Origin of the sequence: Streptomyces sp. NPDC029674 (assembly GCF_044903205.1) — a bacterium.
In the GTDB taxonomy this organism is placed as follows: domain Bacteria; phylum Actinomycetota; class Actinomycetes; order Streptomycetales; family Streptomycetaceae; genus Streptomyces.
On record NZ_JBJDPY010000008.1, the window covers coordinates 273,764 to 287,563 of the forward strand.

The window sequence follows — 13,800 nt, forward strand, 5'->3', positions numbered from 1 at the left end:
GCACGAGCCGAAAAAAGGGGACGCCTGCACCAGGCGCGTCTGGATAGCATCCAGCGGCATGGCAATCACCCATCGCCGTGCAGGCGTCCCCGAGAAGCCCGTCCTCGACGGGCTCGAAGAGAAGTGGTCTCGGCGATGGGACGAGTCGGGCGTATTCGCCTTCGACCGCTCGAAGACGCGCGACGAGATCTTCTCCATCGACACCCCGCCGCCCACGGTCAGCGGCTCGCTCCACGTCGGCCACGTCTTCTCGTACACCCACACCGACGCCGTCGCCCGCTACCAGCGCATGCGCGGCAAGGAAGTCTTCTATCCCATGGGATGGGACGACAACGGCCTGCCGACCGAGCGGCGCGTCCAGAACCACTTCGGCGTCCGCTGCGACCCCGCCCTGCCGTACGACCCGGAATTCGCCCCGCCCGAGAAGCCCGGCAAGCACCAACTCCCCATATCCCGCCGCAACTTCATCGAGCTGTGCGAGCTGCTCACCGCCGAGGACGAGCAGGCCTTCGAGAACCTGTGGCGGCGCCTCGGCCTCTCCGTCGACTGGTCCCGCACCTACCGCACCATCGGCGCCGACGCCCGCGCCGCCTCGCAGCTCGCGTTCCTCAACAACCTCGCGCGCGGCGAGGCGTACGTCGCGGAGGCGCCCACGCTCTGGGATGTCACGTTCCGAACAGCGGTCGCGCAGGCGGAACTTGAGGACCGTGAACGCCCCGCCGCCTACCACAGGATCGCCTTCCACGGCACCGACGGCCGCCCCGTCGAGATCGAGACGACCCGCCCCGAACTCCTCCCCGCCTGTGTCGCCCTCGTCGCGCACCCCGACGACGACCGCTACCGCGACCTGTTCGGCACGACCGTCCGCACCCCGCTCTTCGACGTCGAGGTCCCCGTCGTCGCCCACCGTCTCGCCGCCCCCGAGAAAGGCACGGGCGCCGCGATGGTCTGCACGTTCGGCGACACCACGGACGTCACCTGGTGGCGCGAACTGCGGCTCGCCACCCGCCCGGTGATCGGCTGGGACGGCCGCTTCCGGACCGAGGCGCCGAGCGGTGTCGAGGCACCGGCGGCCGTCGCGGCGTACGCGAGGCTGGCCGGCGCCACCGCGCACACGGCACGCGAGCGCGTCGTCGGGATGCTGCGCGAGAGCGGCGACCTCCGGGGCGAGCCGCGCCCCGTCACCCACCCGGTGAAGTTCTTCGAGAAGGGCGACAAGCCCCTGGAGATCGTCACGACCCGCCAGTGGTACGTCCGCAACGGCGGCCGGGACACCGCGCTCCGCGACCGGCTCCTTGCCCGCGGCACCGAACTGGCCTGGCACCCGCCGCACATGCGGATCCGCTACGAGAACTGGGTCGGCGGACTCAACGGCGACTGGCTCATCAGCCGCCAGCGGTTCTTCGGCGTCCCGATCCCCGTCTGGTACCCGCTGGACGGCTCCGGCCGGCCCGACCACGACCACCCGATCGTCCCCGACCCCTCCGCCCTGCCCGTCGACCCGGGTGCGGAGACCCCGCCCGGCTACGAGCCGGCGCAGCGCGGCGCGCCGCACGGCTTCACCGGCGACCCGGACGTCATGGACACCTGGGCGACGTCGTCCCTCACCCCGCAGATCGCGGGCGGGTGGCTGACGGACCCGGACCTGTTCGCGCGGGTCTTCCCGATGGACCTGCGCCCGCAGGCCCACGAGATCATCCGCACCTGGCTGTTCGCCACGGTCGTGCGCTCCCACACCGAACACGACGCGCTGCCCTGGCGCCACGCGGCGATCTCCGGCTGGATCCTCGACCCCGACCGCAAGAAGATGGCGAAGTCCAAGGGCAACGCGGTCACCCCGGACCACCTGCTCGTCCTGCACGGGGCGGACGCGGTCCGCTACTGGGCGGCGAGCGGCCGCCCCGGCACGGACACGGCGTTCGACGTCGGCCAGATGAAGATCGGCCGCCGCCTCGCGACGAAGCTCCTGAACGTCGGCAAGTTCGTCCTGACCCTCGACGACGTCCCCGCGGAGGCCGCCGTCACCGAGCCGCTCGACCGGGCGCTGCTCGCCGAACTCGCCGCGACCGTCGACGACGCCACCGCGGCCTTCGACGCCTTCGACTACGCCCGCGCCCTGGAACGCACGGAACAGCTCTTCTGGCGCTTCTGCGACGACTACGTGGAGCTGGTCAAGGCCCGCGCGTACGGCGACCACGGCGACGCGGCCGCGTCGGACTCCGCGCGTGCGGCGCTGCGGACGGCGCTCGACGTCCTGCTGCGGCTCTTCGCGCCGGTCCTGCCCTTCGTCACGGAGGAGGTCTGGTCCTGGTGGCGGACGGGCTCGGTCCATCGTGCGCACTGGCCGAGCGCGTCGGAGCTGCGCGAGCACGCGGGCGAGGCGGCGGTCCTCGGCACGGCGTCGGAGGCCATCGCGGCGATCCGCGGGGCCAAGTCGCGGGCGAAGCTGTCGATGCGGGCGGACGTCGCGCAGGTCACGGTCACGGCACCGCGCGCGATCCTCGACCGCTTCGCGGCGGCGGAGGGCGACGTGCGGGCGGCGGGGCGTGTCTCGGCGGTCGAGCTGCGGGAGGGCGGGGACACGCTGCGGGTCGAGGTCGCGTTCTGACAGCGCCCATGCCCTGCCAGGTGGGGAGCCGGGTGAGTCGGACGTCACACCCCCGCAAGGGACTGGCGGACGGCCCATACCCGGGGGGTAGGGTCACCCGGGTGACAACGCATTCGAACACTCCTGCAGGCTGGTACCCGGACCCTCACGGCGCGCCCCAGCTGCTCCGCTGGTGGGACGGCTCCCAGTGGACGGACCACACCAGCCCGGCCCAGCAGGCCCAGGCCGCCGAGGCGCAGGCCCAGCAGGTCCCGCAGCAAGCGCAGCCGCAGCCGGTGCAGGCCCAGCCCGCGCAGGGGCAGTTCGGCCAGCCCCAGGCGCAGGCGCAGGCGCCGCAGGGCCAGTTCGGCCAGCCGCAGGCGCACCCGCAGGCTCCGCCGATGGCCGACCCGGCCAAGGTGCAGCGCCAGGTGCAGCAGCAGGCCGGCGTCGCGCCGTCCGCGCAGGGCGGCGGCACGCTGTTCACGGAGCCGGTCCTGGTCGTGAACCAGAAGGCCAAGCTCATCGAGCTGACGAACGAGTACAGCGTCATGGACCAGTCGGGCAACACGCTCGGCTCGGTCGTCCAGGTCGGCCAGAGCGCGCTGAAGAAGGTCGCGCGCTTCGTGGCGAGCGTCGACCAGTTCATGACGCACAAGCTCGAGATCCGTGACGCGTACGGTCAGCCGCAGATGATGCTGACCCGCCCCCGCAAGTTCATGAAGTCGCGGGTGATCGTCGAGCGCGCGGATGGCCAGCAGGTCGGCGAGATCGTCCAGCAGAACATGATCGGCAAGATCAACTTCGCGATGATGGTGAACGGCCAGCAGGTCGGCGCGATCAAGGCGGAGAACTGGCGCGCCTGGAACTTCTCGATCGTCGACCACGCCGACAACGAGGTCGCCCGGATCACGAAGACCTGGGAAGGCCTCGCCAAGACGATGTTCACGACCGCGGACAACTACGTCCTCCAGATCCACTACCAACTCCCCGAGCCGCTCCTGAGCCTCGTCGTGGCAACGGCCCTCACCGTCGACACGGCCCTCAAGCAGGACGCCCGCGGCTTCGGATAACCGAGCCCTGTCAGGGCGCGTGGCGTCCGACCGAGCGACGGCTTCCCAGGGGCGCGGGGAACTGCGCGACCAGCCACACCCAGCCCGCAGCCAAACGACGGCGTCGGCAGCACCCCCCGGAGGGACAGGGTGCCGCCGACGCCGTAGCCGTACGAGTAGGGCGCGAGGTCAGGACCGCGACAACCGCAGCCCCGCACGCTCCACCGGCTGAGCCGGAATCGAGGGCAGCGGCTCCGGCACGGGCCCGCCCGTCGCGACACGCGGCGAGCGGGTGAGCACCAGCACCCCGTACGCCGCCACCCCCGCCCCCGCCACCGCGAGAAGGATCCCGCCGGCCCCGCCCTGAAGGCGCTCGCCGAGCAGCGCGACGCCGATGACCGACGCGGCGACGGGGTTGGCGAGCGTCACCACGGCGAGCGGCGCGCCGAGGCCACCGCGGTAGGCGGTCTGGGAGAGCAGCAGCCCGCCGGCGGCGAACGCCGCGACCAGCACCGCCACGACGACCACCTGCGGGCTGAGCAACGGACCCGACCGGTCCGTGACCGCGACCGTCACGGTCTGCGTGAGCGCCGAGGCGACCCCGGAGGCGAAGCCGGACGCGGTCGCGTGCCGCAGGCCGGGCCGGGTGCCGGGCCGGGACAGGAGCCCGATGACCGCCATCGTCGCGGCGGACACGACCAGCGCCTCCGGCACGGTGAGCGTGTCGTCCGGCGCCGGTCCCGACGCGGTCAGGAGCAGCGTGCCCAGACCGATGAGCGTGAGCCCGGTGCCGCGCCACTCGAGGCGAGTGACCCGGCGGCCCGCGAGCCGCGCGCCCAGCGGCACCGCGGCGACCAGGGTGAGGGCGCCGAGCGGCTGGACGAGGGTGAGCGGGCCGTACTTGAGGGCCGCCACGTGCAGCAGCGCGGCGGACGCGTTGAGCCCGACGGAGGACCACCAGGTGCCGTTGCCGAGCATCCGCAGGACCCCGCTCTCGCCCTCGCGGACCCGCGAGGCGAGCCGCTCCTGGGCGACCGCCGCGGCGGCGTACGCGGCGGCGGAGACGAGGGAGAGCGCGACGGCGAGCAGCGTGGCGTTCATCGGCCGGCCCCTGTGGTGATCAGTTCCCGTACGGGCGCCGAGCGGCGCACGACCAGCGAGCGTCCCGGCTGCGGCAGCCGGATCACCGCGAGCGCGATGCCGAGCAGCGCGGTGGCCGCGAGCGCGTCGAGCCAGTAGTGGTTGGCGGTGCCGACCACCACGAGCAGCGTCACCAGCGGGTGCAGCAGCCAGAGCCAGCGCCACCGCGAGGAGGTGGCGGCGATCAGGCCGACGGCGAGCATCAGCGCCCAGCCGAAGTGGAGCGAGGGCATGGCGGCGAACTGGTTCGCCATGGTGTCGGTCGCGGGCTTGGCGGCGTACACCGAAGGACCGTAGACCTGCGCCGTGTCGACGAGGTGCGCGGCGTCCAGCATGCGCGGCGGCGCGAGCGGGAAACCGAGGTGCAGCACGAGCGCGGCCGCGGTCAGCGCGGCGAGCACCCGCCGCGTCCACACGTAGTGCCGGGGGCGGCGCCAGTACAGCCAGACCAGGAACAGCAGCGTCGCCGGGAAGTGCACGGTCGCGTAGTACGTGTTCGCGATGTGGATCAGCGACTCGCTGCTGAGCAGGGCGTCCTGCACGGTGCCCTCGCCGGGCAGGTGCAGCGAGCGCTCGGCGTCCCAGACGCGGTGCGCGTTGAGGAAGGCCTCGCCGGTGTGACCGTTGGCGAGCTGCCTGCCGAATTTGTAGACGAGGAAAAGTCCTACGACGAGGAGGAGCTCGCGGACGAGGGGCGGTCGGGCAGATGTGTCCGGCTTCCGGACGGCGGTCGCGCCCGGCTCCCGGACGGTTATGTCCGGCTCCCGTTCGGCAGGCTCGGTTCGGGATTCCATCCCCCGGCCCCTTTGCGTGATGACTGGGTAGTGCGGTCTGAGCGGAGGATCGCCCCACTCATCGATACGCCAGTGTACCGATACGGAGGCGTACCGGTACACTCGCGTTTCGAAAGGTGCCGATCGAGCCGGTCGGCCGCCGTACCGAGGGGAAGAGCCATGACGTCGACGTCGAGCCGCTCGAAGATCACGCCCGAGCGTGAGCAGGAGTTCTACGACGCCGTCCTCGACCAGCTCCGCGAGTGCGGCTACGAGGCGCTGACCATGGAGGGCGTGGCCGCCCGCACCCGGTGCAGCAAGTCGACGCTCTACCGTCAGTGGAAGACCAAGCCCCAGTTCGTGGCCGCCGCGCTGCGCGCCAATCGCTGTGTGCGGTTCGCCGGCATCGACACCGGCAGCCTCGCCGGGGACCTGCGGGAGGCGGCCAAGGCCGCCGGTGAGCAGTCGGGGCGCGACACGATGCTGGTCCAGGCGCTCAGCCACGCGGTCCTTCAGGACGAGGACCTGCAGCGGGTGCTGCGCGAGACGCTGGTCGAGCCGGAGCTCAGGGCGATGGCCGCGATCATCGAGCGCGGTGTCGAGCGCGGCGAGATCGCCGCGGGACACCCGGCGGTGGAGTTCCTCTCCGTGCAGCTGTTCGGCGTGCTGCGGGCCAGGCCGATCCTGGAGGGCGCGTACGCCGACGAGGAGTATGTGACCCGCTTCGTGGAGGCCTGCGTGCTCCCCGCGCTCGGCCTCACCTGATCGTGGGCCCGGGTCTGTCGGATGACGGGACCCGGGCCTGCCCGCGCCGCACCGTGGGGACGGGGGCGGCGCGCACCCCCGGGCCGGACGGGTTTCCTCCTGAGCGGCGAGGAACCCCGTCCGGCCCCGTTGTGCGTCCTGGTACCGCTACACGTCCTGGCCGGACCCGCCGGCGCTGTCGCCGACCGGGCCCGCCTTGATCCCCTTGGCGATCTTGTCCATGTGGGAGGGCGAGGGGGCCTTGTCGTTGACGTCGATGCCCATGCGGACGACGACGAGCTTCGACTTGTCGGCGGGGGACGGGAAGGCGAGCGACTCGACGTAGCCGTCGTCGCTCTTCTGCGTCACGGCCTTCCAGCGGACGTAGTAGCCCTTCTGGCCCGCCACGGTGATCGGCTCGGAGGCCAGCACCTTGTGCGAGGTGATCTTGCCGTAGGTCTTGCCGCCGTACCCTTCCTTCGCGTTCTTCGCGATGTCCTCCTTGGCGGCCGCCTCGGGCGTCTTGGCGTCGAGCTTCAGCTGCTCGGCGGAGAGCGAGTAGGCGCTGCCCCGGGTGCACGGCTCCTCCGGGTTCCCGGGACAGGGGATCGGGTCCGTCTGCACCCCGGCGCCGTACTGCGTGGCGCTTCCCTTCCAGCCGTCCGGCACGGGGATCTTGATGCCGTTCACCACGTCGCTGGCGAAGCCGGCCTCCTGTCCCGGGGGCTGCTCCTCGGGCGTGCCCGGCGAGCGGGGCGCCCGGGGCGACTCGGGCGCCCCCGGCTCCTGCGGGGCGTCGGCCGAGGGCTCCTTGCCCACGGTGTCGGCGCCGTCCCCGTCGTCGTCCGAGGTCAGGGCGTACACGCCGCCGCCTATCCCGGCGAGCACGACGAGCACCACGCCCGCGGCTATCGCCATGCGCAGTGTGCGGCGCGGGGCGGGCGCCTCGCCGGGGTAGGCGGGGAAGGCCGCCTGAGTCGGGTACGCCGCGGTACCGGCGGCGGCCCGCACCTGGTCCGTCCACACGTTCCCGTCCCACCAGCGCTCGGTGGGAGGACCGCCGGCGGTCTGGCCGGGGTCGGGGTACCAGCCTGGGGGAGTCATCTGGGTCATGACCGTCAGCGTATGAGCCCCGCGTGAAAGGCGGATGAGAGGGGCCTCCAAGAATCGGCCCTTTCTACCGGCCCCCGCTCCCATGGCCGTTGACCAGGAGACGCTCGGGCCCCGCGGTCCCCTCCACCGTCCGGGGCCACGGCACCCCCCGGCGTCCCGGCGTGACCGAACCCAGCACGCTCGCGTGCCGCGCCCCGGTGCTCTCGGGGACGGTGCCGGGCAGCCCGTGCAGGGTCAGGAAGCCGAGCACCGCGAAGGCGTACGCCTCCTTCGCCGCGGAGGGCAGCCCGAGCTCGTCGGAGGTGCGCACGGGAACCGCCTCGCCCAACTCCGCCCGCAGCGCGGCCATCAGCGCCGGATTGCGCGTGCCGCCCCCCGAGACGATCGCCTCGGAGGCGCGCACCGAGCGGACGGCGTCGGCGACCGTGCGGGCGGTGAGGCGGGTGAGCGTGGCGACGACGTCCTCGGCGGACAGCTTCTCGTACCCCTCCAACGCCGTACGCAGATAGGGCAGATGGAAGAGTTCCTTGCCCGTCGTCTTCGGCGCCGGGCGCGCGTAGTACGGCTCGGCGAGGAGGCGGGTGAGGAGGCCCTCGTCGACCGTGCCGCGGGCGGCCAGCTCGCCGTCCAGGTCGTAGGCGAGCGCGCCGCCCGTCGCCTCGCGCACCGCGGCGTCGATCAGGGCGTTGGCCGGACCGGTGTCGAAGGCGGTGCCGTCGGCCGCGGTGATGTTGGCGATGCCGCCCAGGTTCAGCGCGGCCGGACTGCCCGGCCTGCCGCGCAGCCACATCCGGTCCACCAGGCTGACCAGCGGCGCGCCCTGGCCGCCCGCCGCGATGTCCCGGGGGCGGAAGTCGGCGACCACCGGCAGGCCGGTCGCCTCGGCGATCCAGGCGGGCTGCCCGATCTGCAGCGTGCCGTGCACCTGCCCGTCCGCCACCCAGTGGTAGACGGTCTGCCCGTGCGAGGCGACCAGCTCGGCCCGGCCGTCGCACAGCTCGCGGTCCGCCTCGACCGCGGCGGCCGCGAAGGCCCGCCCGATGCCGGTGTCCAGGCGGCAGACCTCGGCGAGCGTGGTGGCGGCGGGCGGCAGCGCGGCCGCGAGCCGGGCGCGAAGGCCCGCGTCGTAGCCGCGGCTGATCAGCCCGAGGGGGGTGAGCGTCAGACGGTCGCCGTCGAGGGTCAGATCGGCGGCCGCCGCGTCGATCGCGTCGTAAGAGGTCCCTGACATCAGCCCGATCACGCGCACGTGGGGCCTCCTTCTCGGTCGGCTCACCAATGCCCTTGATCATCGCATCCCGCGGGCCTCGGACGGCCCCTGTTCCGGGAATGCGGCACGCGGTGCAGCCGTCTTCCGGCGCCGTGCGGCCATGTCACCCGCGGGCGTCCAGGACCCGTCCCCGCCATACCTCCGGACCACCCCAGGCCCCGCGCAGCGCCCGCGCCTTGGTGAGCCACAGGGACAGGTCGAACTCCGCCGTGTACCCGATCGCCCCGTGCAGCTGGAGCGCGGCACGGGCCGCGCCGTACGCGGCCTCGCCCGCCGTCACCTTGGCGGCGGCGACATCCGCCGGCGCCATGGTCGTCGCGGCGCCGAACACCAGCGGCCGCGCGAACTCCAGGCGCAGCAGCACGTCCGCGAGCCGGTGCTTGACGGCCTGGAACGTCCCGATCGGCGCCCCGAACTGGGCGCGCTGCTTCACGTACGCCACGGTCCTGTCGAGCAGCGCGAGACCGACGCCGAGGGACTGCGCCGCCGTGGCGAGCGCCGCCCAGTCGGACGCCCGCCGCGCCGCCGCCGTCACGGCGTGGCCCGCGGCGAGCAGCTCGCCGCCGGGCAGCGGTGCGGCGAGGCGCCGCGCGGGGTCCAGGGAGCGGCGCACGCGCGCGTGCCCGGGCGCCAGCCGCAGCTCGCCGTCCGTCACGGTGAGGATCAGGTCCGCCGCGTCGGCGTCCAGGGCGAGCGGTCCGCCGTCCGGCAGCGTCAGCGTCGCGCTCGCCGCTCCGGAGGCCAGGGAGGGCAGGAACCGTTTGGCCGGTTCCCGCTCACCCTCCTCGGCGAGATGGGCCAGGAGTACGGCCGCCGCCACCGTTTCGACGGCCGGTCCCGGCACGGCGTGCCGCCCCAGCTCCACGAAGGCGACGGCCGTTTCGACCCGCAGCGGCCCCACGCCTTCGTACTCAGCGGGAACCGGCAGCGCGAAGACCCCCGCGTCCGCGAGCCGCGCCCACACCGCCCGCCCGCGCGTGGGGTCACCGAGGCCCCACGCGCGCGTGGCCGCCACCGTGCCGGCCGCCGACAGCATCGCGTCCAGGGAGCGGGCGAACTCCCGCTGCTCGTCGTCGAGGAGGAACCTCATCAGCGGCGTCCCTTCGGCAGACCGAGCAGACGCTCGGCGATGATGTCGCGCTGGATCTCGTTCGTCCCGGCGTAGATGGGTCCCGCGAGCGAGAAGACGTAGCCCTCGGCCCAGCCGGAGCCGCCCGGCGGGCCGCCGTCGGACAGTTCGCCGTCGGACAGTTCGCCGTCCGGGCCGAGCAGGTCGAGCGCCGTCTCGTGCAGCGCGATGTCGTACTCCGACCAGAAGACCTTGTTGAGACTGGACTCGGCGCCGATCGTCCCCCCGGCCGCGCACCGCGAGGCGCCGGCCCAGGTGAACAACTCGTAGGCACGCGCCCCGATGACGGCGTCGGCGACCCGGTCGCGCAGCGCCGTGTCGGCCGGGTCCGCGCACTCCCGCCACTGCCGCGCCAGCCGGTCCGCGGCGGCGAGGAAGCGGCCGGGGGAGCGCAGCGTCAGGCCGCGTTCGTCGCCCGTGGCCGACATGGCGATCCGCCAGCCCTGGCCGGGCTCGCCGATGACGTCCTCGTCGGGCACGAACACGTCGTCCAGGAAGAGCTCGGCGAAGGCGGGCTTGCCGTCCAGACGGCCGATGGGACGGACCGTCACCCCGGCCGCGTCGAGCGGGAACATCAGATACGTCAGGCCCCGGTGCGGCCTCTCCTTGTGGTCCTCGTACGGCTCACTGCGGAACAGGCCGAAGGCGCGGTCGGCGAACGCCGCCCGCGACGACCACGTCTTCTGCCCGCTGATCAGCCAGCCGCCGTCGGTGCGGCGGGCGGTGGAGCGCAGCGACGCCAGGTCGGAGCCCGACTCCGGCTCGGACCAGGCCTGCGCCCAGATCACCTCGCCGGCCGCCATGGGAGGCAGCACCCGCGCGCGCTGCTCCTCGGTGCCGAAGTCGAAGAGGGTGGGCGCGAGGAGACTGATGCCGTTCTGCGAGACGCGGCCCGGTGCCCCCGCCGCGTAGTACTCCTCCTCGAACACCAGCCACTTGACGATGTCGACGCCCTGTCCGCCGTACTCCTCGGGCCAGGACACCGCCGACCAGCGGCCGGCGGCGAGCGTGCGCTCCCACTCCCGGTGGGCCGCGAAACCCTCCTCGGTCTCCAGCGAGGGCAGGGGCGCGGCCGGTACGTGCGCGGTGAGCCAGTCGCGCGCCCGCCGCCTGAACTCCTCTTCCCCGGCGGTGAAGTCGAGGTCCATCAGTGGCCCACCCCTCCGGTGTTCCCCGGCAACAGTATTCCCTAACAAGTGTTTGGTAGATTACCGTGAGGAGAGTCGAGGAGTCGAGAGCCGGGACCCAGGCCTGATCCGGAATCGGGGAGCCCATGAACGTGCCCGCCCCACCCGCCTATGAGCCCGCGCACGCCCTGCTCGCGGGACGCACCGCCGTGATCACGGCGGCCGCCGGAGCCGGCATCGGCGGCGCCACCGCACGCCGCTTCCTGGAGGAGGGCGCGCGCATCGTCATAGGAGACGCCCACCGGCGCCGCACCAAGGAGTCGGTGGCGGCGCTCACCGAGGAGTTCGGCGACGGCCGGGTCGACGGCATCCCGTGCGACGTCACCGACGAGGCGCAGGTCCAAGCGCTGTTCGACCTGGCGGAGCGCCGCCACGGCCACCTCGACATCGTCGTGAACAACGCCGGGCTCGGCGGCACCGCCGAGCTCACCGAGATGACCGACGAGCAGTGGGACAAGGTCATCGACGTCACGCTGAACGGCACCTTCCGCTCCACCCGCGCCGCCCTGCGCCGCCTGCGGGCCGCCGGCCGGGGCGGCGTCATCGTGAACAACGCCTCCGTGCTCGGCTGGCGCGCCCAGACCGGCCAGGCACACTACGCCGCGGCGAAGGCCGGCGTCATGGCCCTCACCCGGTGCGCCGCCCTCGAAGCCGCGCCCCACGGCATCCGCGTCAACGCGGTCTCGCCGAGCCTCGCCATGCACCCCCACCTCGCCAAGGTCACCTCCCCCGAGCTCCTCGAAGAGCTCACCGCACGCGAGGCGTTCGGGCGGTACGCGCAGCCGTGGGAGATAGCCAACGTCATCGTCTTCCTGGCCAGCGGCTACTCCTCGTACATGACGGGGGAGACGGTCTCGGTCAGCAGTCAGCACGCCTAGGCGGAGAATGACCGTGTGTCGAAACAGAAGCAGCCCACCAGTGACGAACCGAACCAGCACACCGGCGGCAAACAGGGTGCGGGCAAGAAGAAGCCCCAGGTGAGCCCCTCGCCCGAGCGTCGCCGCGAACTCCTCGGCATCGCCGCCGACGTCTTCGCCGAGCAGGGGTACAACGCGACGACGGTCCGCAAGATCGCCGACGCCGCCGGCATGCTCGCCGGCAGCCTCTATTACCACTTCGACTCCAAGGAGTCGATGCTCGAAGAGATCCTCCGCACCTTCCTCACCGAACTGTGGGACGGGTACGACTCCGTGCTTCAGGCCCAGCTCGACCCCCGCGCCACCCTCGAAGCCCTCGTCACCGAGTCGTTCCGGGAGATCGACCGGCACCGCGCCGCCGTCGCGATCTACCAGAAGGAGTCCAGGCACCTGGTCGCACAGCAGCGCTTCCAGTACCTGTCGGACTCGCAGCAGCGCTTCGAGAAGGCCTGGCTCACGACCCTGGAGCGCGGCGTCGCGGAAGGCGTCTTCCGCGCCGACCTGGACATCCGGCTCGCCTACCGCTTCGTGCGCGACACCGTCTGGGTCGCCGCGTCCTGGTACCGCCCCGGCGGCGGCCACAGCCCCGAGGAGATCGCCCGCCAGTACCTGTCGATGGTCCTGGACGGCATCTCCGTACGAAGTACGTAACCGGAGCGCCGTCACCCGGCGTCGCGCCCCACGACCGAGGAGCACGCAGTCATGGCCGAGGCCTACATCGTTGAAGCGGTCCGCACCCCCGTCGGCAGGCGCAAGGGAGGGCTCTCCGGTGTCCACCCGGCCGACCTGGGCGCCCACGTCCTCAAGGCGCTCGTCGAACGCACCGGCATCGACCCCGCCGCCGTCGAGGACGTCGTCCTCGGCTGCCTGGACACGGTAGGACCCCAGGCCGGCGACATCGCCCGCACCAGCTGGCTGGCGGCCGGACTCCCCGAAGAAGTGCCCGGCGTGACCGTCGACCGGCAGTGCGGATCGTCCCAGCAGGCCGTGCACTTCGCGGCCCAGGGCATCCTGTCCGGCACCCAGGACCTCGTCGTCGCGGGCGGCACACAGAACATGTCGATGATCCCCATCGCCTTCGCCTCCCGGCAGGCCGCCGAGCCCCTCGGCCTCACCGAAGGCCCGTACGCGGGCAGCGAAGGCTGGCGCGCCCGCTACGGGGACCGGCCCGTGAACCAGTTCCACGGCGCCCAGCTGATCGCCGAGAAGTGGGGAATATCCCGCCGCGACATGGAGGAGTTCGCGCTCCGCTCGCACCGGCGGGCGGTCCGCGCCATCGACGAGGGCCGCTTCGACCGCGAACTCGTCGCCTACGGAGACGTCACCACCGACGAGGGCCCGCGGCGCGACACGACCCTGGAGAAGATGGCCGGCCTCGAACCCGTCCTCGACGGCGGCACGATCACCGCCGCCTGCTCCTCACAGGTGTCCGACGGCGCGGCCACGATGCTCCTCGCGAGCGAACAGGCCGTCAGGGACCACGGGTTGACGCCCCGCGCCCGCGTCCACCACCTCTCCGTGCGCGGAGAGGACCCCATCCGGATGCTCTCCGCACCCATCCCCGCCACCGCGCACGCCCTCAAGAAGACCGGCATGAGCATCGGCGACATCGACCTCGTCGAGATCAACGAGGCGTTCGCGCCCGTCGTCCTCGCCTGGCTGAAGGAGACCGGCGCCGACCCCGAGAAGGTCAACGTGAACGGCGGCGCGATCGCCCTCGGCCACCCCCTCGGCGCGACCGGCGTCAAACTGATGACGACCCTCCTGCACGAACTGGAGCGCACCGGCGGCCGGTTCGGCCTCCAGACGATGTGCGAGGGCGGCGGCCAGGCCAACGTGACCATCGTCGAACGCCTCTGAGGGCTGTCGGGGCTGTCCTCGGATTCCT

Annotated in this window: 12 protein-coding genes; 6 read left to right on the top strand and 6 right to left on the bottom strand. The window is 72.8% G+C overall.

Annotated features, from left to right (window positions below; translation table 11 throughout):
• Positions 1-58 precede the first annotated feature (58 nt).
• Both valS and ACI2L3_RS21285 read left to right on the top strand, forming a co-directional pair.
• Positions 59-2,608, top strand: coding sequence for a valine--tRNA ligase (valS, locus tag ACI2L3_RS21280; RefSeq protein WP_404753921.1), 2,550 nt, complete (start codon positions 59-61; stop codon positions 2,606-2,608).
• A 101-nt stretch (positions 2,609-2,709) separates the two neighbouring features.
• Complete coding sequence (locus ACI2L3_RS21285; protein ID WP_404753922.1) at positions 2,710-3,660, top strand: phospholipid scramblase-related protein; 951 nt, start codon at positions 2,710-2,712, stop codon at positions 3,658-3,660.
• Positions 3,661-3,828: 168 nt separating this feature from the next.
• Here the strand turns inward: ACI2L3_RS21285 and ACI2L3_RS21290 are convergent, their stop codons facing one another.
• On the bottom strand, positions 3,829-4,740 hold the full coding sequence (locus ACI2L3_RS21290; RefSeq protein ID WP_404753923.1) for a DMT family transporter: 912 nt from the start codon (positions 4,738-4,740) through the stop codon (positions 3,829-3,831).
• Complete coding sequence (locus tag ACI2L3_RS21295; protein WP_404753924.1) at positions 4,737-5,573, bottom strand: phosphatase PAP2 family protein; 837 nt, start codon at positions 5,571-5,573, stop codon at positions 4,737-4,739. Before ACI2L3_RS21295 ends, ACI2L3_RS21290 begins: the two co-directional genes overlap by 4 nt.
• Before the next feature lie 159 nt (positions 5,574-5,732).
• On the opposite strand from ACI2L3_RS21295, the gene ACI2L3_RS21300 reads away from it, so the two are divergent.
• Positions 5,733-6,317 (top strand): TetR/AcrR family transcriptional regulator C-terminal ligand-binding domain-containing protein, encoded by a 585-nt coding sequence (locus ACI2L3_RS21300; RefSeq protein ID WP_404753925.1) that lies wholly within the window; start codon positions 5,733-5,735, stop codon positions 6,315-6,317.
• Between the two features lie 147 nt (positions 6,318-6,464).
• Here the strand turns inward: ACI2L3_RS21300 and ACI2L3_RS21305 are convergent, their stop codons facing one another.
• The 4 genes from ACI2L3_RS21305 to ACI2L3_RS21320 all read right to left on the bottom strand — a co-directional run bounded on the left by ACI2L3_RS21305 (position 6,465) and on the right by ACI2L3_RS21320 (position 10,956).
• Positions 6,465-7,409, bottom strand: a complete 945-nt coding sequence (locus ACI2L3_RS21305; protein WP_404753926.1) for a DUF2510 domain-containing protein — start codon at positions 7,407-7,409, stop codon at positions 6,465-6,467.
• Positions 7,410-7,473: 64 nt separating this feature from the next.
• Positions 7,474-8,658 carry an anhydro-N-acetylmuramic acid kinase gene (locus ACI2L3_RS21310; protein WP_404753927.1) on the bottom strand — a complete coding sequence of 395 codons (1,185 nt, stop codon included), beginning with the start codon at positions 8,656-8,658 and terminating at the stop codon, positions 7,474-7,476.
• 124 nt (positions 8,659-8,782) lie between these two features.
• Positions 8,783-9,769, bottom strand: coding sequence for an acyl-CoA dehydrogenase family protein (locus tag ACI2L3_RS21315; RefSeq protein WP_404753928.1), 987 nt, complete (start codon positions 9,767-9,769; stop codon positions 8,783-8,785).
• Complete coding sequence (locus ACI2L3_RS21320) at positions 9,769-10,956, bottom strand: acyl-CoA dehydrogenase family protein (protein WP_404753929.1); 1,188 nt, start codon at positions 10,954-10,956, stop codon at positions 9,769-9,771. The genes ACI2L3_RS21315 and ACI2L3_RS21320 overlap by 1 nt, the downstream gene beginning before the upstream one ends.
• A 125-nt stretch (positions 10,957-11,081) precedes the next feature.
• Between ACI2L3_RS21320 and ACI2L3_RS21325 the strand changes: the two genes are divergently transcribed.
• From ACI2L3_RS21325 to ACI2L3_RS21335, 3 genes are all read left to right on the top strand, one after another.
• On the top strand, positions 11,082-11,873 hold the full coding sequence (locus ACI2L3_RS21325; protein ID WP_404753930.1) for an SDR family oxidoreductase: 792 nt from the start codon (positions 11,082-11,084) through the stop codon (positions 11,871-11,873).
• 99 nt (positions 11,874-11,972) lie between these two features.
• Entirely contained in the window at positions 11,973-12,563 is a 591-nt protein-coding gene (locus ACI2L3_RS21330) for a TetR/AcrR family transcriptional regulator (protein WP_404754043.1), read from the top strand.
• A gap of 51 nt (positions 12,564-12,614) precedes the next feature.
• Positions 12,615-13,772, top strand: a complete 1,158-nt coding sequence (locus ACI2L3_RS21335; protein ID WP_404753931.1) for an acetyl-CoA C-acetyltransferase — start codon at positions 12,615-12,617, stop codon at positions 13,770-13,772.
• Positions 13,773-13,800 lie beyond the last annotated feature (28 nt).